General features: G+C 59.5%; 20 protein-coding genes and 1 tRNA gene. 11 read left to right on the forward strand and 10 right to left on the reverse strand.

The annotated features are described in order from the left end of the window. A partial coding sequence (locus SNL23_RS24885; protein ID WP_318303916.1) for a transposase occupies positions 1–422 on the forward strand: 422 nt, incomplete at its 5' end. A gap of 44 nt (positions 423–466) precedes the next feature. Here SNL23_RS24885 and gabP read toward each other — a convergent pair. After that, positions 467–1858 (reverse strand): GABA permease, encoded by a 1392-nt coding sequence (gene gabP, locus SNL23_RS24890; RefSeq protein WP_076018144.1) that lies wholly within the window; start codon positions 1856–1858, stop codon positions 467–469. Between the two features lie 554 nt (positions 1859–2412). Here gabP and SNL23_RS24895 point away from each other — a divergent pair. The 6 genes from SNL23_RS24895 to SNL23_RS24920 all read left to right on the forward strand — a co-directional run bounded on the left by SNL23_RS24895 (position 2413) and on the right by SNL23_RS24920 (position 6876). Then, a complete protein-coding gene (locus tag SNL23_RS24895; protein ID WP_017478155.1) occupies positions 2413–3186 on the forward strand; it encodes an ABC transporter ATP-binding protein in 774 nt (257 codons plus the stop codon). A gap of 13 nt (positions 3187–3199) precedes the next feature. After that, positions 3200–3952 (forward strand): ABC transporter substrate-binding protein, encoded by a 753-nt coding sequence (locus SNL23_RS24900; protein ID WP_063033521.1) that lies wholly within the window; start codon positions 3200–3202, stop codon positions 3950–3952. Positions 3953–4025: 73 nt separating this feature from the next. Further along, positions 4026–4721, forward strand: coding sequence for an ABC transporter permease (locus SNL23_RS24905; protein WP_034117272.1), 696 nt, complete (start codon positions 4026–4028; stop codon positions 4719–4721). Then, positions 4718–5449 (forward strand): ABC transporter permease, encoded by a 732-nt coding sequence (locus SNL23_RS24910; protein WP_017478153.1) that lies wholly within the window; start codon positions 4718–4720, stop codon positions 5447–5449. The genes SNL23_RS24905 and SNL23_RS24910 overlap by 4 nt, the downstream gene beginning before the upstream one ends. Then, positions 5430–6644, forward strand: coding sequence for a methyltransferase (locus SNL23_RS24915; protein WP_318303918.1), 1215 nt, complete (start codon positions 5430–5432; stop codon positions 6642–6644). Before SNL23_RS24910 ends, SNL23_RS24915 begins: the two co-directional genes overlap by 20 nt. A 25-nt stretch (positions 6645–6669) precedes the next feature. Further along, positions 6670–6876, forward strand: a complete 207-nt coding sequence (locus tag SNL23_RS24920) for a hypothetical protein (protein WP_143503759.1) — start codon at positions 6670–6672, stop codon at positions 6874–6876. Positions 6877–6886: 10 nt separating this feature from the next. Here the strand turns inward: SNL23_RS24920 and bcsQ are convergent, their stop codons facing one another. Beyond that, the gene (gene bcsQ, locus SNL23_RS24925; protein ID WP_318303919.1) at positions 6887–7828 is read right to left on the reverse strand and encodes a cellulose biosynthesis protein BcsQ; all 942 of its coding nucleotides are present in this window, start codon (positions 7826–7828) and stop codon (positions 6887–6889) included. 372 nt (positions 7829–8200) lie between these two features. Between bcsQ and SNL23_RS24930 the strand changes: the two genes are divergently transcribed. The 3 genes from SNL23_RS24930 (at position 8201) to SNL23_RS24940 (ending at position 9583) form a co-directional block, all read left to right on the forward strand. Next, positions 8201–8437, forward strand: coding sequence for a DUF2790 domain-containing protein (locus SNL23_RS24930; protein WP_318303920.1), 237 nt, complete (start codon positions 8201–8203; stop codon positions 8435–8437). Between the two features lie 168 nt (positions 8438–8605). Then, a tRNA-Thr gene (locus tag SNL23_RS24935) sits at positions 8606–8681 on the forward strand. A gap of 557 nt (positions 8682–9238) precedes the next feature. Then, positions 9239–9583, forward strand: a complete 345-nt coding sequence (locus SNL23_RS24940; RefSeq protein ID WP_318303922.1) for a DUF6124 family protein — start codon at positions 9239–9241, stop codon at positions 9581–9583. Positions 9584–9656: 73 nt separating this feature from the next. Here SNL23_RS24940 and SNL23_RS24945 read toward each other — a convergent pair whose 3' ends face one another. The 5 genes from SNL23_RS24945 to SNL23_RS24965 form a co-directional block, all read right to left on the reverse strand. Beyond that, positions 9657–10367, reverse strand: a complete 711-nt coding sequence (locus tag SNL23_RS24945) for an SDR family NAD(P)-dependent oxidoreductase (protein ID WP_318303923.1) — start codon at positions 10365–10367, stop codon at positions 9657–9659. A 31-nt stretch (positions 10368–10398) separates the two neighbouring features. Beyond that, positions 10399–11049 (reverse strand): DsbA family oxidoreductase, encoded by a 651-nt coding sequence (locus tag SNL23_RS24950; protein ID WP_318303924.1) that lies wholly within the window; start codon positions 11047–11049, stop codon positions 10399–10401. After that, a complete protein-coding gene (locus tag SNL23_RS24955; RefSeq protein ID WP_003218111.1) occupies positions 11046–11261 on the reverse strand; it encodes a tautomerase family protein in 216 nt (71 codons plus the stop codon). The genes SNL23_RS24950 and SNL23_RS24955 overlap by 4 nt, the downstream gene beginning before the upstream one ends. A 200-nt stretch (positions 11262–11461) precedes the next feature. Continuing rightward, positions 11462–12748 (reverse strand): OprD family porin, encoded by a 1287-nt coding sequence (locus SNL23_RS24960; RefSeq protein ID WP_167663011.1) that lies wholly within the window; start codon positions 12746–12748, stop codon positions 11462–11464. A gap of 268 nt (positions 12749–13016) precedes the next feature. Then, a complete protein-coding gene (locus SNL23_RS24965) occupies positions 13017–13727 on the reverse strand; it encodes a DsbA family protein (protein WP_318303925.1) in 711 nt (236 codons plus the stop codon). Between the two features lie 227 nt (positions 13728–13954). On the opposite strand from SNL23_RS24965, the gene SNL23_RS24970 reads away from it, so the two are divergent. Further along, positions 13955–16027: a TonB-dependent receptor gene (locus SNL23_RS24970; protein ID WP_318303926.1), complete on the forward strand. Its 2073-nt coding sequence runs from the start codon at positions 13955–13957 to the stop codon at positions 16025–16027. A 102-nt stretch (positions 16028–16129) separates the two neighbouring features. Here the strand turns inward: SNL23_RS24970 and SNL23_RS24975 are convergent, their stop codons facing one another. From SNL23_RS24975 to SNL23_RS24985, 3 genes are all read right to left on the reverse strand, one after another. Next, entirely contained in the window at positions 16130–16345 is a 216-nt protein-coding gene (locus tag SNL23_RS24975) for a hypothetical protein (RefSeq protein ID WP_167663014.1), read from the reverse strand. Between the two features lie 243 nt (positions 16346–16588). Then, positions 16589–17695, reverse strand: coding sequence for an agmatine deiminase (gene aguA, locus SNL23_RS24980; protein WP_167663015.1), 1107 nt, complete (start codon positions 17693–17695; stop codon positions 16589–16591). A gap of 138 nt (positions 17696–17833) precedes the next feature. Further along, positions 17834–20743, reverse strand: a complete 2910-nt coding sequence (locus tag SNL23_RS24985; RefSeq protein ID WP_318303927.1) for an aminotransferase — start codon at positions 20741–20743, stop codon at positions 17834–17836. Positions 20744–20785 lie beyond the last annotated feature (42 nt).

The following is a 20785-nucleotide window of genomic DNA, read 5'->3' on the forward strand; positions in this document are numbered from 1 at the left end:
TCACTGAGGCAGGTCTGTTGCATCAGATCAAACGCTGCCAGGCCGTTGAGGGGATTGGTTTTCTCACTGCGGTAGCACTGACGATGGCGTTTCAACGAGGCGAGTTTGAAAGTGCCGATGCCTATATCGCGTTCCTAGGAATGGACTTGAGGGTGTCTGACTCGGGGCAAATGAGCGGACGTCGATCACTGAGTAAAAAGGGGGACTCGGAGATCCGTCGGTTGCTGCATAACGCGGCGTCAGCAGGTATCAAGTCAAACGCTTGGAAACCGCTCTATCAAGGCTATCTGGGCAGAGGCCTGAAAACGACTCAGGCCTTGGTTATCATCGCTCGCAAGCTAGCGCGTATCGCGTTCTCCCTCATGAAAAACCAAAGTGAATACCAGTCGAAAGCGGTTTTGGGGGCTTCCCCTAAACCATAGAATCTCCCACATTTGATCAACGGTATTCCGACGAAAGCATTCCGTCAGTTAAGCACCGCAGCACCAACCTTCCGGCCCTTGCGCCGACGCGACACAATCAGCCCCGCCGCAATCACCAGCAAGCTCAGAACCCCGGTGGCCATGATCTCCACCCGATGCGCTTCCTGAAACAGCATGATCGTCAGCACGCCCACGATGAACACGATCACCGCATACGTCAGGCCCGGGAACAGCCACATCTTGAAGGCAATCTTCTCGCCCGCTTCCGTGCGCTTCTGACGCATGCGCAGTTGCGACACGGCGATCACCAGGTACACCAGCAGCGCGATGGCGCCGGAGCTGGCCAGCAGGAATTCAAACACCGCTGCCGGAGCCACGTAGTTGGCGAATACCGCCAGGAACGCCGCGCCGGTAGACAGCAACACCGCCCAGTAAGGCGTGCCGCTCTTGTTGGTGATCTTGGACACCGCCGGTGCATCACCGCGACGGCCCAGGGAGAACATCATGCGTGAAGCGGTGTAAAGCGCCGAGTTCAGGCAACTGGTCACGGCCACCAACACCACCAGGTCAACGATCAGCTTGGCATTCGGGATGCCCATGCGTTCCAGCACCGTCTGGTAGGAACCGACCGCTGCCAGCGCAGGATCATTCCATGGCACCAGGGCCACGACGATGAAGATCGACACCAGGTAGAACAAGCCGATCCGCCAGATCACCGAGTTGGTGGCCTTGGAGATCTGCTGGCCAGGGTTCTTCGATTCAGCGGCCGCGATGGTCACGATCTCGGTGCCCATGAACGAGAACATGGTGGTCAGGATCGCCGCCAACACCGCCCCCATGCCGTTGGGCAGGAAGCCTTGGGTGTCGAACAGGTGCGAAACGCCGCTGACCTGGCTGCCCGGCAAGAAGCCGAAAATCGCCAGGACACCGAGGATCACAAAGCCGATGATCGCCACCACTTTGATCAGCGCAAACCAGAACTCGAACTCGCCGTAGTTCTTCACGCTGAACAGGTTGGTCGCGGTCAGCAGCAAAGTGATGATCAGGGTGAAGGCCCAGATCGCCACGTTGGGGAACCAGGCGTGGAGGATGGTCGCGGCGGCGTTGGCTTCCAGCGGAATCACCAGCACCCAGAACCACCAGTACAGCCAGCCGATGGTGAAACCGGCCCAGTGACCGATCGCACGGTCGGCATAAGTAGAGAACGAACCCGTGTCCGGGGATGCCACGGCCATCTCGGCCAGCATGCGCATCACCAACACCACCAGCGTACCGGCGGCCGCATACGCCAGCAGCACGGCAGGGCCTGCGGCAGCAATCGCGTGGCCGGAGCCGACAAACAAACCGGCACCAATAACGCCGGCAATCGACAGCATGGTGACGTGACGCGGTTTGAGCCCCTGTTCGAGGTCATTGGAGCTTTGCGTACTACTCATTGACACACCTTTGCGAGGAATTGCGAATACGGTCCACCCGGCCTGAGGTCTTTCTCGTGAAAAGAAACCAACGGGGCGTTCTTTATTTTTTACGCAAGATTTGCGCCAAAATGTTACAGGGCCGCGATTGACGCGGCTTGTAGGGAAACTCAACAGCTCTCGTAAGTCACTGACACTAATGGCATTCCGCTATAGCGTTACTGTGCGACTCACTTGAAGCACGAACAGGCGCACCAAAAACACACACAAATTGTGCGTGACGCTCCATTACAGGGCTGATAAGGACCGTTCGCCGGTTTAACCCTTCCAACACCCGGCCAAAGCTGGCACCATCGCGCCCTTTTTTACGCGAAGCCTGTAGGCATCAGGGTTCAAACGGCTGTTCGGTTGTTGGTGGCGCGACACACTGCTGTGCCGATGCGACACCCTGCCGCACACCGTCTGTTTACCGCCTGCTGGGCTGTTGGCTGTCATCCAAACGCTATGCTAGCTTGGCGCCTCGCCAGGAAGGCGGGCCAACAGCAGGAGCGCAATGAACACAATGAGGACCGCACATGGCTGAGGCCACGCCCGCGCTTGAAATCCGCAACTTGCATAAACGCTACGGTGAGCTGGAGGTGCTTAAAGGTATCTCGCTGACCGCCCGCGACGGCGATGTGATCTCGATCCTGGGTTCCTCCGGTTCCGGCAAGTCCACGTTCCTGCGCTGCATCAACCTGCTGGAAAACCCGCACCAGGGGCAAATCCTGGTGGCCGGTGAAGAACTCAAACTGAAGGCCGCAAAAAACGGCGAGCTGGTAGCCGCCGACGGCAAACAGATCAACCGCCTGCGCAGCGAAATCGGTTTTGTGTTTCAAAACTTTAACCTGTGGCCGCACATGAGCGTCCTCGACAACATCATCGAGGCGCCGCGCCGGGTGCTCGGCCAGAGCAAGGCCGAAGCCATTGAAATCGCCGAAGCCTTGCTGGCCAAGGTCGGCATCAGCGACAAGCGCCACGCCTACCCCGCGCAATTGTCCGGCGGCCAGCAGCAACGCGCCGCGATCGCCCGCACCCTGGCGATGCAGCCCAAAGTCATCCTGTTCGACGAGCCGACATCGGCCCTTGACCCGGAAATGGTTCAGGAAGTACTTAATGTGATCCGCGCACTGGCCGAAGAAGGCCGCACCATGCTGCTGGTCACCCATGAAATGGGCTTCGCCCGTCAGGTGTCCAGTGAAGTGGTGTTCCTGCACCAGGGCCTGGTCGAAGAGCAAGGATCGCCACAGCAGGTGTTTGAAAACCCGCTTTCGGCGCGCTGCAAACAATTCATGTCCAGCAACCGCTAACGGAGCAACATGCATGCAGAACTATAAAAAATTCCTCCTGGCTGCCGCCGTTTCGATGGCGTTCAGCGCCACGGCGATGGCCGAGACCTTGAAAATGGGGATCGAAGCGGCTTACCCGCCGTTCAACAATAAAGATGCCAGCGGCAACGTCGTCGGCTTCGACAAGGACATCGGCGACGCCCTGTGCGCCAAGATGAAAGTCGAGAAGTGCGAAGTGTATGTCTCGGACTGGGACGGCATCATCCCGGCCCTGAACGCCAAGAAGTTCGACTTCCTGGTCTCCTCGCTGTCCATTACCGATGAACGCAAGCAGGCCGTCGACTTCACCGACCCGTACTACTCCAACAAGCTGCAGTTCATCGCGCCTAAAGCCACCAAAGACTTCAAGACCGACGCGGACTACCTGAAGGGCAAGATCATCGGTGCTCAACGCGCGACGCTGGCCGGTACCTACCTGGAAGACAAGCTGCCGGACACCACCGCCAAGCTCTACGACACCCAGGAAAACGCCTACCTCGACCTGACTTCCGGCCGCCTGGACGGGATGCTCGCCGACAAGTACGTACAGTACGAGTGGCTGAAAAGCAAAGACGGCTCCGCCTACGAATTCAAGGGCGACCCGGTGGTAGAGAGCGACAAGATCGGTATCGCCGTACGCAAAGGCGACCCACTGCGCGAGCGCTTGAACAAAGCCCTGGCAGAAATCAAAGCCGACGGCACCTACAAGAAGATCAACGACAAGTACTTCCCTTTCAGTATCGAGTGATCCTGAATTGCCTGCCCGGCGCGCTCGCTTGAGTGCGCCGGTCCTTAGCAATGCCTTGCGAAACGACTAAACCATGAATTTCGACCTCTACGGATTCGGCCCGGCGCTTGCCGCTGGCGCGCTGATGACCGTCAAGCTGGCGCTCACCGCCCTGTGCCTCGGGCTGGTGCTCGGCCTGGCCGGTGCCCTGGCCAAGACTTCCCCGTACAAGCCGCTGCAATGGCTTGGCGGCGCTTACTCCACCCTGGTTCGCGGCATTCCGGAACTGCTGTGGGTACTGCTGATTTACTTCGGCACGGTCAATTTGATGCGTGCCCTCGGGGAGTTTTTCGGCAACCCCGACCTGTCCCTCAGCGCCTTCGCCGCCGGCGTCATTGCCCTCGGCCTGTGCTTTGGCGCCTACGCCACGGAAGTGTTCCGCGGCGCGATCCTGGCCATTCCCAAGGGCCACCGTGAAGCCGGTGTCGCACTGGGCTTGTCGAAGTTCCGGATCTTCACCCGGTTGATCATGCCGCAGATGTGGCGCATCGCCCTACCGGGCCTGGGCAACCTGTTCATGATTCTGATGAAGGACACCGCACTGGTCTCGGTGATCGGCCTGGAAGAAATCATGCGCCACGCGCAGATCGGCGTGACCGTCACCAAGCAGCCCTTCACCTTCTTTATGGTCGCGGCCTTCATGTATCTGGGCCTCACCGTCCTGGCGATGACCGGCATGCACTTCCTGGAAAAACGTGCCGCGCGCGGCTTTGCGAGGAGCACGCAATGAGTGGCGACTACAGCTGGCTGTCGCATTTCGACCTCGGCCTTAACTGGGCCGTAATCATCAAGTGGCTGCCCCGGTTGGCCCAGGGCGCAACCCTGACCCTGGAACTGGTGGCCATCGCCGTGATCGCCGGCCTGCTGCTGGCAATCCCGTTGGGCATCGCGCGTTCTTCGCGCCTGTGGTACGTGCGCACCCTGCCCTACTGCTACATCTTTTTCTTCCGTGGCACGCCGCTGCTGGTGCAATTGTTCCTGGTGTATTACGGCCTGGCGCAGTTCGACGCCGTGCGTGAAAGCTTCATGTGGCCGTACCTGCGGGACCCGTTCTGGTGCGCCACCGCCACCATGACCCTGCACACCGCCGCCTATATCGCCGAGATCCTGCGCGGCGCGATCCAGGCCATCCCGCCGGGTGAAATCGAAGCAGCGCGGGCGCTGGGCATGTCCAAGCCCAAGGCGCTGTTCTACATCATCCTGCCGCGTGCGGCGCGCATCGGCCTGCCGGCCTACAGCAACGAAGTGATTCTGATGCTCAAGGCCAGCGCCCTGGCCAGTACCGTGACCTTGCTGGAACTGACCGGCATGGCCCGCACGATCATTGCCCGCACCTACTTGCCGGTGGAAATCTTCTTCGCTGCCGGGTTGTTCTACCTGCTGATGTCCTACGTCCTGGTGCGCTTCTTCAAGCTGCTGGAACGCTGGTTGCGGGTTGATGCCTGCCAAGGTCGCTGACGCCATGTTGACGGGTGAGCAGTTGCTCGCCCGCTTTCAGGCACTGGATGCGTTCCTCACCGAGCATCAAGGGCTGTGGCGACCACGGCCCTTTACCCATCTGCAATTGCCGTGGGAAGCCCAGCATCCCGAGCTGGCCAACTGGCTACGCGGACGCTCACTGGCTGAGGCGGACAGCAGCCATAACCAACCTCATAACCTGCCGGCGCCCGCGCCGTTTCCCGAGCTGGCGGCCCAGTCGCTGAATCTCGGTGCTGTGGATAACTTACCGTCCACTGCGCTACCGGCCGCCCACCACCGCTTAAACGTCGATGTACCCGGCCGCAAATGGCAGCAGATAGAAGCCTTCGGCGCCGCCCTGCAATTCTCTAAAACACCCCAACACTGGCTCGACTGGTGCGCCGGCAAGGGCCACCTCGGCCGCCGCCTGCTGCAACCCGGGCAGCAATTGACCTGCCTGGAATATGACCCGGCACTGATTGCTTCAGGGCAAACACTCAGCGAACACCATCGATTGCCCGTCACTCATCGTCTGCAAGACGTGATGGCCGACGTGCAGATCAGCCGCGACCAAACTCCGGTCGCGCTGCATGCGTGCGGCGACTTGCATGTGCGCCTGCTCCAGCTGGCCAGCGCCGCCGGCTGCCAGCAACTGGCTGTGGCGCCCTGCTGCTACAACCGCATCCGCGCCGAGGAATATCAGCCGCTGTCGATTGCGGCCCAGGCTTCATCACTACGTTTATCAGTGGAGGACCTCGGCCTGCCGCTGAGCGAAACCGTCACCGCGGGCGCGCGCGTACGCCAGCAGCGAGATACGTCGATGGCCAGGCGTTTGGGCTTTGATGTGCTGCAGCGGCAACTGCGCGATAGCGACGAGTACCTGCCGACCCCGTCATTGCCTGCAAGCTGGCTGACCAAGCCGTTCGCCGACTACTGCCGGGAACTGGCGGTGCTCAAGGGATTATCCACAGGTGAACAGGATTGGTCGGTTCTGGAGGCCCAAGGGTGGCAGCGCTTGGCCCACGTGCGAAACCTGGAATTGCTGCGTGGTTTGTTTCGGCGCCCGCTGGAACTATGGCTGGTGCTGGACCGAGCATTGTTGCTCGAAGAAAACGGCTACAGGGTTCAAGTCGGCAGCTTCTGCGAAACACCACTGACCCCGCGTAACCTGATGCTGCTCGCCGAGCGCGATTAAAGGGCATTTTGTCGCAGCGCGCCCTGTGGATAAGTCTGTTGATGGAATTCTGGCGCAAGCCCTGGCGGCAAGCTTTACAGGGCAAAATGCTGACTGGTCATTTTTTGTTCACAAAATAAAACGCACGCAAAACAGGCAGTTGCAGCGTGATGAGAACGGCTCCGCAAAATTGCTGTTTCGTGACAGGTTGAACCAACCGATTGTGCATAAGCATCGGGCGTTAGCGGCATAACCCGGTCTTTTCAATGGGCAATCAACAGGCGGCAAAGCTCGTTGATATCGTCACAGGCCATGCTGGCGGCTTCGTTATCCAGCGGGTCGCTGCCGAAGGCCAGGGCTTCGCTGATCGCCGAATCCCGGTGCACCACTTCCAACAGGTTTTCACCCAGGCGCTTCTTGAACACCTCGACCATGTCGAGGCTGAAGCCGGAGGTCTCATCAAGCTGGTTGATCACGAAGTGGCAGCGCAGCGCCGGCTGACGACCCCTATGTGGCGCCAGCAACTGCTCCATCTGCCCCAGAGTGCCAAGGGACGCCGCATCCGCCTGGGCGATAACCAGCACCACATCGGCCACGTTCAGTGCCTGATGCAGGTAAACGTTGTTGCCCGCCGGGGTGTCGATGATCACCGTGTCCTGCTCGCTCAGACCGAGGGCCGAGAGGTGCTGCGCCAACCACTGCGGTTCCTGCTTGAGCCAACGCTGCAAGTCCTCCTGCTGACGGATATCGGTTTCGCCAAAAGTGATCACCTGGCAACCGGCGAAGCCCGAATGAAGGATCTGGCTCCAGCGCTCGTTCTGCAGGCTGGTGCGCCCGATGCCGGGCAAGGTGTGGCTCAGGCCGAAGTGGTGATAGAGAGCGTTTTGCGGGTCCAGGTCCAGCGCTACCACCGGCCGCCCCAGGCGCTGCAAACCGCTGCTCAGCGCCGTGGCCAGGGTGCTGCGGCCGACGCCGCCATTGACGGACACCAGCGCCACCACATTCGCACGGACGGTCGCGGCTTCGCGGGACTGCTCGTTGGCACAGGGGGAATGCCGGAGGAACGACGCGCCGCTGCCCATGTTGAGACTGGCGCTGTCGTCGATGGGCATGTCTTCGAAAAATTGCAGCATCGAATCCATTCCCTGGACATCATTGGCAGTTGTCGTATTAAACAACTCAAAAAGTTCATCAGTACGGCTCATCGCCAACACTCCATCACGACGCATCTTAAAGACGTGAAAGGTCAGCTGTACTGATGCTTACCGCAGGTCTTTTTGTGGGCGCCTTTGTGTACGCATTCTGTGACAAAGGAATGAAAGTGTCATTATTTTGGTGTTTCTGAAGAAATCTTTACGACGAGCGGTAAATGGTCAATTTAATGACTAATCTTCGCCGGATAGGAGCACTTCTGCAAATACCTCTAATGGCAGTGCTCGTGTATCAAGTTGTATGAAATCCACCGCCTATACATGCCGAAGCAAAACCCCGAGGTGCATGACACAGGCCGGATACCTCCCAGGCGCTCAATAGGCTCCAACGCAACACACTCCTATTGAACCTCAGAGGACACCACCATGAACCGGAACACCCTCATCGCCAGCGGCTTGTTTGCCTTGCTCAACATCGCCGCCTTCTCGGCCCAGGCCGAGACCAGCCCCAAGCTGGATATTCAGCAAGTGCTGTCGACCGTCGACGATGGCGGCGCGGCGTGCGGCGTGGTGAATGCGCGGATGACGTACCTGGATTCCCATGGGCAGAAGCAGGTGTTTGAGTACATGAAGTTTGCGGACTCGTGTAACGCAGGCAGCTGATTGGTACACATTTTTTTACTGGCTGACCCTGGATGGCCTTCGGGCTGAGGAAGCCATCCCCAGTGGTCAAAATGAGCTGGATGCGAGAAAACCTCTGTGCCTGCAAAAATAGTCAGAATTCAGGGGTTTACAGAAGCTAACCAATCGCTATAATCGTCGCCCTAACACGCCGGTATAGCTCAGTTGGTAGAGCAACTGACTTGTAATCAGTAGGTCCCGGGTTCGACTCCTGGTGCCGGCACCATACAAAACGAAGCCCTCGCAGAAATGTGAGGGCTTTGTTGTTTCTGGGGTGTCCCTACCGCAGATCCTGATCTGGCAGCCTCACTACTTTCCTGCTGATCACCTACCTGCTCCCACGTCCCTCTGCAAACCTTTCGAAAGCCGCGACTCCTGTAACCACGCTCGCATCGATCTTTGTATGCGAAATTTGGGGTTGAGGCGGAACAGTGCAGAGCGATAAATAAATCCGTCCCCTTTACGCAATTTATTTTCCTCCCCACTGAATTTTCATACACCCATATCAGGTTGCCTCCCCATGCTCCACCCCGCTAACCTCCGCCAGCCGCTGCAAAATCAGCGGCCGGATGTGGAAGTCCGTACTATGGCTAAAGGCGCTCAAACGCCCATGAACACCTACCGGCGTTTTTTTACGCCCGTATTCTTGTGTTATGGCGGCTGTGTGCGGGGCACTTCGGTGCGCCGGGTTCCTTTAGCCCCGGTCTTCCACACCTGCGCACAGCTGCCACCCTCATGTGGAAGTGAGATTGGCAGTTCCTGAATCGCTAAAGGAGCTTCGCCATGTTCAAGGTCACACCTAACCCGCCTCAAGCCCCAACCGACGCCAAGCTTCATGCAGCAGCACAACGGGCGATTGATCATTACTTGCACCCATCAGACGACGCAGAACCTGCGGCGCGTCCATGCGGCAATCTGTTCTCTGTTTCTCCCGATGTGGATACCGAAACGCTACTGGCCAATGCAGCAGAAACCCTCTCGTCGGCTAACGAAATGGTTTCGAACCTGGCATTTGAGCTGGAAGGATCAAAAAGGGCAGTGGCATTGGGAATTCAGCAATTGATCGAGTTGAGTTCACTGCTGGCAGATCGGGCATTGGAGCAGGTCGCCCCTACAACAGCCGGTTGACTGCTTTATACGCCACCCACAAAAACGCCCCGAACCATCACAGTCCGGGGCGTTTTTCGTTCAACCGCGTCGCTTAGTGCCCAGCACTCTGCCCACCGTCCACATGCAGAATTTCCCCCGTCACAAACCCAGCCGATTCCAAATACACAATCGCCTGCGCAATATCCCGCGCCTCTCCCATATGCCCAACCGGATGCAGGCTACCCAGCGCCGCATGCGTCTCTTCGCCATGCATCGGCGTCTTGATAATCCCAGGGCTCACCGCATTCACTCGAATCCCGCGCTTGGCGTATTCAATCGCCAGCGATTTGGTCGCCGAGTTCAGCCCGCCTTTGGTCAGCGAAGCCAGCACCGATGGCACGCCATCAATCGCGTGGTCCACCAGGCTGGTGGTGATGTTGACGATGTGCCCGGTGCCCTGTTTCAGCATCTCGGTAATCGCCAGTTGGGTGATGTAGAAGAACCCGTTGAGGTTCACGGCCAGCACGTTCACGTAGTCTTCGTGGGTGTAGCTGGTGAAGGGTTTGGCGACGAAGATCCCGGCGTTGTTGATCAGGCTGTCGATGCGGCCAAAACGCGCCACGCCTTCGCGGATCACGCGCTCGGCGGTGGCCGGGTCGGCGATGTCGCCCGCCACGGTGAGGATGTCCGGATCCGTCGACGGTTTGATCGACCGGGAGGTGGCAACTACGCGGTAATCCAGCTCGCGGTAAGCCTTGACCGCAGCCGCGCCAAGGCCTTGGGATGCGCCAGTAATCACAACGACTTTTTTCGAATTGCTCATGATGAAACCTCTATATAGAAAAGGGGATGGTTCAAGCAGCCGTGGCGGACATTTCCCGCAGCATCTGTTCGTAGTAACTGACGGATTGCGATCCGGAGACCAACTGGCGGCCGTTGAGGACCATGGCCGGTACGGAGTTGATGCCGTGCTCGCGGTAGAACGCTTCAAGCTGGCGCACTTCATTGCCGTAGGCGGCAGAGCCCAGCACCCGTCGTGCGCCTTCGATTTCCAGCCCGGCTTCGGCGGCTAAACGGGCCAGGGTTTCGTGGTCGCTGACGTTTTGGCCATCGGTGAAATACCCATGCAGCAGCGCCTTTTTCAGCTCGATCTGCCGCCCTTGCTGCAACGCCCAAAACAGCAACCGATGAGCGTCGAAGGTGTTGTAGAAGTGGCTGCGTTTTTCCAGGTCGAAGGTGAAGCCGATGGCATCGCCGCGCTCCATCAGCATTCTTTTCCCGCTGGCGACTTCTTCAGCGCTGCGCCCGTATTTGCGCATCATGTGGGCGACGGCGTTTTCACCTTCGGCCGGCATGTCGGGGTTGAGTTCGAAGGGTTTGAAGGTCAGTTCAACCTTCACTTCGCCTGCCAGGTTGTCGATGGCTTGTTCCAGGGCAGTGGCGCCCAGGGCGCACCATGGGCAGACCACGTCGGAGATGAAGTCGATGGTGACGGGCGTGCTCATGACGGATTTTCCGCGAGCTGTTTGCGGTACTGGGTGGTGGTGATGCCGGCGTAGCCCCAGTTATCGGTGTCGACTTCTTCGATGACGATGTGGGTCAGGTCGGGGCGTTTGTTAAGGACGCGCTCGAGGGTTTCGGTGATTTCGGCAATGACCTGGGCTTTCTGCTCCGAGGTGACGCCGTCGCGGGTGATACGTACGCTGACAAATGGCATGACAAGGCTCCAGTGACTTGCCCATCGGTATGGTGGGCAGGCAGTGAGACCAATTTATGAGGTTGCTTGAAGTGGATAAAGGTGGGGCGGAGTACTTCATTAGTGATGCGGTGTAATCAATAGCCTGGATTGCAGGCATAAAAAAACCCCGACCAGTCGGGGTTTTTCATCGCCTTGAATCAGGCGCGACGCCGAATCAATTAGAAAACGTTGATTGGGTAGTCGGCAAACAGGCGGATCTCGTTACCACCCACGTTGTAGTTGCTGGCGTTGTTGGAAACGCGCAACCACGACGCACGGGCACGCAGGCTCAGGTCTTTAGCCGGGCCGTTCTGTACCACGTATTTGAACTGGTTGAAGATCTCACGCTCGGTGCCACTGCCGCGGTTGGAACCGTCGTCAATGTTGGTGCCGCGCACGTAAGCGATGTTGTAGGTCAGGCCAGGCACGCCGAAGGCGCTGAAGTCCAGGCCGTAGCCTGCTTGCCAGGAGCGCTCGTCCTTGCCGTTGAAGTCAGACCAGTAGGAGTTGGCCAGCAGGATGGTGTTGCCACCGTCGCCGATGCCGCCTGCGTTGCGATAGCCGCCGTACAGGTAACCGGTGTCACCGGTGCTGCGCTGGTGAGCCACGGTGAAGCTGTGCGGGCCAACGGCCCATGTGGCGCCCAGGCTCCAGATTTTGTTGTCGCGAGCGTCGGCATCACCTTGGTTTTCCAGGGCGAAGCTGCGGTCCAGCTTGGTTTTGTAGCCGTTGAAGTCAAAGGTCAACGATTGTTTCTCTGGCAGGGCCAGCACGTAGTTGACGTTGACGTATTGCTTCTTCAGCACGTCCTGCATGTTGGAAGCGTAGAGCGCTGCCGACAGGCTTTCGGTGAATTTGTAGCTACCGCCGATGTAGTCGATGCTTTTCAGCGCGCCACTGTCGGAACCTTCGGCGCTCTTGCGAGCTTCCTTGGTGAAGTGACCCGCGTCCAGTTGCAGGCCGGCGATTTCTTTGGAAACGATCGAAGTACCTTCGTAGGTTTCCGACAACAGACGGGAGTTGTCGTACTGCAGGACCGGCACGGCTGGCATCTGCTGACCGTATTTGATTACGGTGTTGGAGATGCGTGCCTTGACGGCTGCGCCGCCCTTGGCAAGGTCGTCGGCAGCTGCGCCGCTGTCGCCTTGTTTGAAGAAGTCGATACCACCCGCGCCGCTGCGACCCTTACCACCATCCAGGCGAATGGCGTATTGGCCGATCACGTCCACACCCACACCGACGGTGCCTTGGGTGAAGCCGGATTCGAACTTGCCGATGAAGCCCTGGCCCCATTCAGCTTTGTCTTGCTTGCCGTTTTTGTAGTCGCGGCTGATGTAAGCGTTGCGTGCCGCGATGTTCAGGTGGCTGTCTTCAACAAAACCCTTCGATTGGGATTGGTCATCAGCCATTGCTTGCGTAGCGCTCAAAATCCCCAGAGCGATCAGCCCCATCCGTTGCTTCAACATTTTCTTATATTCCTTATTACTGGTTGAGTACGCTCTGTGACACCAGGCTCCGTGTTGCTTTTCTGGTGTCGACTCTCCAGATAAAAAAAGGCCCGCGGACGACTGAATATGCCGCGGGCCTTTTTTTATTGGAGAAGTCATGGCGGTTAGCCACAGGCGTTGGGGCGAATCCTATCCGCGCCCTTTACTGTGTGTCAATTTCGTGAATCTTCTGTATTTAGGCTAAAAAAGTCTAAGAGACGTTAAATGGCCATCACCCTCCAAGGCTCTATCTAGCCTCTCTCGGATCTTCGCACCCCTGCAGGCCACACATTGGTGCACTCGATTGGGTGGGTTTAATCGAAATTGCGACTCTTTGTCTCAGCCACTCAGCAAAGGCTTCGGACTTGCCCAGCCAGGGGCTGATGTCGATCAATTGCAACTGCTCATCCTGTTCCAGGGCCAACGTGGGAAAGCCCTGACCGCCAATTTTTGCCAGCCATTGGCGGCTGTTGTTGATGTGCGCTTGAGTGTCTGCGCCCAGGATTTCACTGAAGGTGGCGTTGAAGACTTGAGGATCCAAACCGATGGATTCGGCGAGATCCAGCAGCACGTCGCGATCAGCGATTCGGCGGCCTTCGACGTAGTGCGCCGTTTGCAAACGCGCCAGCAGTTCCAGGCCGCGTCCGGCGATTTTTTCGGCGGCCAGTACTGCGGTGATCGGCGGGGCTGAGTCGAACACCGCGTCGTGATCGCGCAGCAGGCCTTCAAAATACGCTTCGCCAAACGGTTGCCCGGTGTACTCGGCGATACGCCGGTCGTGGGGCATGACGTAGTCACGTAACTGCGGCGATACGGATTGGCGATTGGCGCCGGTCATCATCCCGCCGCCGTGCAACTGGATCGGCAACACGCTATGGGCGGCGTGCAGCAGCGGCTCGGCGCCGTAACACCAGCCGCACAGCGGGTCGTAAATGTAGTGAAGCGTGGCTGCCGTCATGGCGGACTCCGATGGACGTTGATGCACGGCAGATTAGTCTTACGCACAGTTGGGAAAAACCCTGGATTGGCTTTCAGACTGTTTCGAGAATCGGTCGAATAACCCTGAAAAACATACGCCGTAACAGTTTTCAGAAAGGTACGTTTAGGAATAGATAACCCGCGCAAATAGTAAGCATTACCATTAGCGCACTTTTATCCTCCCAACCTTTTTGGATGCACACCCCGATGCCTGCCTTCCGCCTGACGCCCATTACCCTTGGGCTTTCTGTCCTGCTGTCTGCCGGATTTGCCTGCGCTGCAACCGTCCTGCCGGAAACCTCCGTAAGTGCCGAAGCCGACGAGGACGACCCGCGCGTCAAGGAAACCAGCACCGCCACCCGCACCTCTACGCCCGTGCGTTATGTGCCCCAGGCTATCGACTCGGTAAAAACCGACAACCTGCGCTCCTACGGGACCAATGACCTGGGCCAGGCGTTGAGCGGCGTACCCAACGTCAGCAGCGGCGCCGACACGCGTTTCGACAGCCTGCGCATCCGTGGCTTCGACGCCAGCAACGACTTCTACCTGGACGGTATTCGCGACGACAGCCAATACGTGCGCGACCTGCACAACATCGAGCGCATCGAAGTGCTCAAGGGCCCGGCAGCAGTGTTGTACGGCCGAGGCGGCCAGGGCGGCATCGTCAATCGCGTGAGCAAGCTGCCCCAGGCCGGTCACGCCTCCAGCATCGAGGCCCAGGGCGGTAGCAATGATTTGCGCAGCCTGTATGCCGACCTCAGCACCGACGCCACCGATAACATCAGCCTGCGCCTGAACATGGGCAACGAGGACAACAACAGTTTCCGCGATGGCGTCAGCGGCAATCGCCAGCTGTTTGCGCCGTCCATGAGCTGGCAGCTGACCCCGGACCTGAACTGGCTGGTGCAGTACGAATACAGCCGCTACAACCGCACGCCGGACCGTGGCATTCCCGGGGTCAACGGGCGCCCGGCGGATGTCAGTCGCGGCACTACTTATGGTGACAAGCGCGATTACATCGACGACAAGTCCCAATCCCTGCGCTCCCGGCTTGCCTATGAACTGAACGACAGTTGGCAACTGCGCCATACGTTGGGCGTGTTCACCCTCGACAGCGACTTCGATAACACCTATGCCGTCAGCTACGACCCAAAAACCAACAAGGTCGGGCGCCAGCGCTGGCAGCAGGACTTGACCACACGCAACCTCTTCAACAACGTCGAGCTGGAAGGCGGTTTCACCACCTTTGGCCTGGAGCATCGCTTGCTGACCGGCGTGGAGTTGGGTAACCAGCGCCGTGACCCGAAACTCTATCGAGCGCCCCTCGCCGCTGTGCCGAGCGTGGATGTGTACAACCCCAACACGGACCTGCGCCACTACGGTCGCCTACCGGCCTTCAGCAGCAGTCACACCGAAGCGCAAAGCCAGGGCTTGTATGTGCAGGACCAACTGCGCCTGAACGACCAGTGGCAACTGCTCGCCGGTTTGCGCTATGACCGCTTTGATGTGGAGTCCACCAACAAACTGACCAACGCCTCGGAACAGGTCGTGAGCCACAGCACCAGCCCGCGCGTAGGCCTGGTCTGGACGCCGCTGGAACACCATTCGTTCTATGCCTCGTGGAGCAAGACCTTCTCGCCTACCGGCGGTGGCCTGATCGGCATCACGCCCAACGCGACGGGCAACGCCAACGACCTGAGCCCGGAGCTGACCAAACAGAAGGAAATCGGGGTCAAGAGCGACTGGCTCGACGACCGCCTGAGCACCACCCTGGCGGTGTACGAACTGGAACTCTACAACCGCCGCACCCGCGACCCGCTGGACCCTACCATTACCTTGCTCAGCGGTGAGCAGCGCTCCCGTGGCCTGGAGTTGACCGCGACCGGGAAGATCGTCGGCAACTGGTACGTGCGTGGTGGGGTTGGCGTGCAGGACGCCAAGGTGGTGAAGGACAACAATGGCTTTGAAGGCAAGCGCATCAGCGATGTAGCCAAGCGTAATGCCAGCCTGTTCGTCACCTGGAAACCGGAGATGGGCTGGTATGCGGAAACCGGGCTGACATTGGTGGGTGATCGTTACGCGGATAACGCCAACACAGTGGTGTTACCGGGTTATGGGCGCTGGGATGCACTGGCCGGGTTCCGGCAGAAGGAATGGGATGTGCGGGCGGCGCTGAACAATATCAGCGACAAGACGTACTACGCGTCAGCGACCAGTGCGGCGCAGATTCAGTTCGGCGACCCGCGGAGCCTGGTGGTGACCGGAACCTACAGCTTCTAACAGTTCCTGTAGGAGCGAGCTTGCTCGCGAAAAACCTGAGTACGCCGCGTTGAATCAGGATGCCAACGTCATCGTTAGCGCCCTTCGCGAGCAAGCTCGCTCCTACAAGGTGCCCATCAACTCACACAACGCCTGCACCTCGTCCTCGCTGAACAGCCCCACCGGGTACCGTTCGCTCATCACCCGGCGCGGGTCGGGCGTCCTGATCTGCCTTGAACCGTTTTCCTTCAACCAGAGCGCCAGCGCATGGATCGCGTCACCGTTCACCCGCAAAGGGTGGAACGTGCGCGTGTACATCAGGTTGATATCGGCATTCATTTCAGCGCTCTCTCCGACTGCATGAGCGGCTAACTTACTCAAGGTTTATGACAGAACTGCTTAGTCATACACCCTGCTCTGTGTCGCAAGATCGATACAAGAGCTATGCCAATGTGCCCGGTTTATCGGCACATGGACGCAAAAAAGCCCACGAACCTGACGGGCCGTGGGCTTGCTGTGAGCGTTCGAACTGCGACGCGCTCAATTGCCGTTCAACCCGGCATCAAGCTGTTACAAGTGCACTCAGTTTTTGTGCGGAGCCGGCTGCTGCTGGGTCAGGCAGTGAATGTTGCCACCCCCCAGTAACAGTTCGCGGCCAGGCACCATCACCACTTCGTGCTGCGGGAACAGGCTCTGCAGAATCTCCTTGGCGCGACTGTCCAGCGGGTCGTCGAAGCTCGGCGCGATGATGCCGCCGTTGACGATCAGGAAATTGACGTAGGAACCGGCCAACCGCACGCTAGGATTGCGCTCCTGGCTGCCGTCTACCGGATCAACGCCTGCACATTCTTCCTCGGTGGCATACAGCGGCCCCGGGATCGGCATTTTATGCACTGTGAACGAGCGCCCCTGGGCGTCGGTGCTGCTTTGCAGCACGTCCATGGCGGCATGGCAGCGTGCGTAGTTCGGATCTTGCGGGTCGTCTGTCCAGGCCAGCAACACTTCACCTGGGCGCACGTAGCAGCAGAAGTTATCCACATGCCCGTCGGTTTCGTCGTTGAACAGGCCATCCGGCAGCCAGATGATCTTATCCACAGCCAGGTTGGCGCTGAGCACCGCTTCGATTTCCTCACGCTGAAGGTGCGGATTGCGATTGCGGTTGAGCAGGCATTCTTCGGTGGTGATCAGGGTGCCTTCGCCGTCGACGTGGATCGAACCGCCTTCCAGCACAAAACCCTCGGTGCGATAACGCGGGCTGCGCTCGATTTCGAGGATCTTGCCGCCCACCTGAGCGTCGCGGTTCCACGGCGAATACAGGCCGCCGTCGAAGCCGCCCCAGGCGTTGAAATCCCAGTTCACCCCACGGACTTCGCCGGTGTTGTTGATCACGAAGGTCGGCCCGGTATCACGTACCCAAGCGTCGTCGCTGGACATTTCCACCAGGCGAATATTCGGCACGTCCAGGCGCGCCCGGGCGTTTTCGTACTGGCCGGCCGAGACGGCCACGGTCACCGGTTCAAAGCGTGCAATGGCCTTGGCCACCGCCACGTGGGCGGCTTGCGCCGGCTTGCCGCCCAGACGCCAGTTGTCCGGGCGCTCGGGCCAGATCATCCAGGTTTGGGTCTGTGGCGCCCATTCGGCAGGCATGTAGAAGCCGTCGGCGCGGGGGGTGCTGTGCAAAGTGGTCATGAAAAATCTCCTGGGACGGCTGCGTGAGCATGGCGCCTTTATATCGGATAAAAATCGACCTTAAAAGACGATTTACATCTACTACTCATAAATTACCGAAAAGTTACCGATAACAATCGAATTACCCCAACAAAATGCTTAAAGCGACTCGTCCAACACCTTCGCCAGCATGTCGACGAAGAAATCCACACTGTGCCGGGAGGTGACCATTGGCGGCTTGATCTTGAGGATGTTCAGATAGTCGCCAGTGGGCTGCATGAAGATCCCGAGTTCCCGCAGCCGATCGCACAGCAGTGCGGTCTCTTCGGTGGCCGGTTCCAGGGTTTGTCGGTCGCGGACCAGTTCCAGCCCGAGGTAAAACCCGGAACCATGCACGGCGCCCACCAATGGATACTGTTGGACCAACGCCTCCAGACGCGCCTTGAAATGTCCGCCTACCACCTGGGCGTTTTCCCAGAGCTTTTCTTCCTCCATCACGTCCAGCACCGCCATGCCGATCCGGCAACTCACCGGGCTTCCTCCCGAGGATGAGAAGAAGTAACCCTCGACCTCCAGCGCCTCGGCGATTTCCCGGCGGGTGATTACCGCGCCCAATGGCTGGCCGTTGCCCATGCCCTTGGCCATGGTGATGATGTCCGGCACCACGCCCTGCTCTTCAAAACCCCAGAAGAACTGGCCCATGCGGCCGTAACCCACCTGCACTTCATCGGCGATGCACACGCCGCCCTGTTCCCGGACAAGGGCGTACACCTGTTGCAAATAGCCGGGCGGCAGTGAAATCCCGCCGGCATTGCCATACACCGGTTCACAAATGAAGCCCGCCAACTGGCGGTTCTGCGCAGCGATTTTCGCCAGGTTGTGTTCCACGCTACGCACATAGTCCGGGGCACTGTCCTGCCCGCGAAATTCGCCGCGATAGGTATTCGGCGCGGTCACCGGGTGCACCCAATCAGGGCGGCTGCTCAAGGCCTGGGGGTTGTCGGCAATCGAGGTCGACACCGCATCGGCCGCCACCGACCAGCCGTGGTAAGCCTCCAGCACACTGATCATGTCGCGCCCGCCGCTGTAGGCCCAGGCCAGGCGAATCGCCAGGTCGTTGGCTTCGGTGCCGCTGTTGACCAGGAACACCCGGTCCATGGAATCCGGCGCCAGCGCCAGCAAACGCTCGGAGAATTCGGCAATCGCTGCATAGTGGAAGCGCGAGTTGGTGTTGAGCAGCGACCATTGCCGTGCCGCCACTTGGGCCATGCGCGGATGGCCGTGGCCGAGCACCGCGACGTTGTTGAGCATGTCGAGGTAGGAGCGGCCCTGCATGTCGATCAGGTGATTGCGCCAGCCGCGCTCGATGCGCGGCGGGTCGACGTAGTAGTGCTTTTGCGAGCGGGCGAAGCTGGCGTCGCGCCGGGCCAGCAGGGCTTCGGGGTCCAACTCCGGCTCGGCATCGCACGCCAGCCCCAGCAAAGTGGCCGGGGACGGGCACAACACCTGCCAGGCCGCGGCCCGGGAAGGCGTGCAGAACAGCGGCGGCTCAAGCTCGGCGCGGCACAGTTGCACCGTCAGCGGCGCAACCACTTCGCCGAGTACCTGGCCTTTTACCACTGCGGCGCCGTGCTGCAACAGGGCGCTCACGCCCCACAAGCGAATGCTCACCTGCGCGCTGTGCAGGCACAGCAGGCCGTCGGCGGCGTAGCGCAAGGTGCCGGCGAACGGCGCTTCCACCGTAGCGCCCAATGGCATATGCAGTTCTACGTGAAGCGGGAAAGTCTCCGGTTCCACGGCGCTGTCGAGCTGGGTTCGGGACAGCCGGTATTGACCATAACGGCTGGCTGCCAGCCCATGCACCAAGGCCGCCTCCTCTAAAAGCCGCCGATCAATGCCTTCCTGCTCCCAGTTCCCCGCCTCGAAATGCGGGCTGAGTACGCCCAGGTCGATCAACGCAAATTCACGCCCGACCAACCCCGGTAACAATGGCGCAAAGCCCTCGCCGGCAATGGGTGACAACTCGACACCGACACAGCCAAGAATCGCCGCCTCCATCAGCTCAAAAGGCACCGAGGTGGCCACGCGGAAAATTTCCCACTCATGCTCGGCGTTCTTCAACAGGTACGCGTTATCCGGGTCCAGGCTTTGCTGCTGTTCACTGCTCAGCACCAACACTGCCGCCCGCGCGACAATCAGCGGCCATAGCACCTGCAACTCTTCGTGCTGCAACGGGGTGATCGCGTGGCATGCCTGAATTGCCGGCAGAATGGCGAACGGATCGCCCTCGGCATGGTGCAGCAGCGCCGCGCAGGTCACAGACAGGTCGGCAATACGCCAGGTGCGTACCAGATCTCCGAAGTCGATCACACCCTGGACCTGCCAATGCCGCTGGGCATCGCGCTGCCAGACCACGTTGTCATCGGTGATATCCATGTGCACGGCTTGCCACGGCAAGTGATCGGCCAAAGGCCGCACGCGGCGCTCGACCTGCTCCACCACGTGCTCAAGCTCGGCACGATGCGGTAGGTTTTCGAGGGTCGACAGCAAATGGGTGATCAGATCAAGGGCATGGCGCGGGTCCCATTGCAGGGTGCGTTCCAGGCCTGGATGCTCGAAGCCGGCCAGCGCCAGGCTCATCCGCCCGCAGAGTTCGCCGAAGCCTGCAATCACTTCGCGGCCTAAATGAGGCAAGTGAGTCAGCGGTTGGCCATCGATGTAATCCAGCAGCCGCAGGCGCACGGTTTGACCGGCGACCGTCTCGGTCAGCAGTTCTTCACCATTAAGAGCCGAAATCACCCTCGGCACCCGTACGTCCGAATGTTCCTGCAGATGCTTGAGGGCGGCGTGCTGGGCCTGCAACTCGACGGCGGCGTAGTCGCCCCGGCAGATTTTCAGCACAAAACGGCCACGGTCGCTGTCGATGCGGTAGTTGAGGTCTTGCTGGCTGCCGAGGGACTGCATCGCCCCACCGAGGCCGTAATGCTGCTCCAGTAGCTGCGCCGCAGGCTCCGGCCCGACTTGCGGGCATGGCAGGCTGGCGCGATGAATCAACGTGGCGAGCAACATGTGACGACCCCTGGTGTCTTTATCAGGCGCTTATATCGCCAT

Source organism: Pseudomonas sp. SED1 (assembly GCF_034044025.1).
GTDB lineage: Bacteria > Pseudomonadota > Gammaproteobacteria > Pseudomonadales > Pseudomonadaceae > Aquipseudomonas.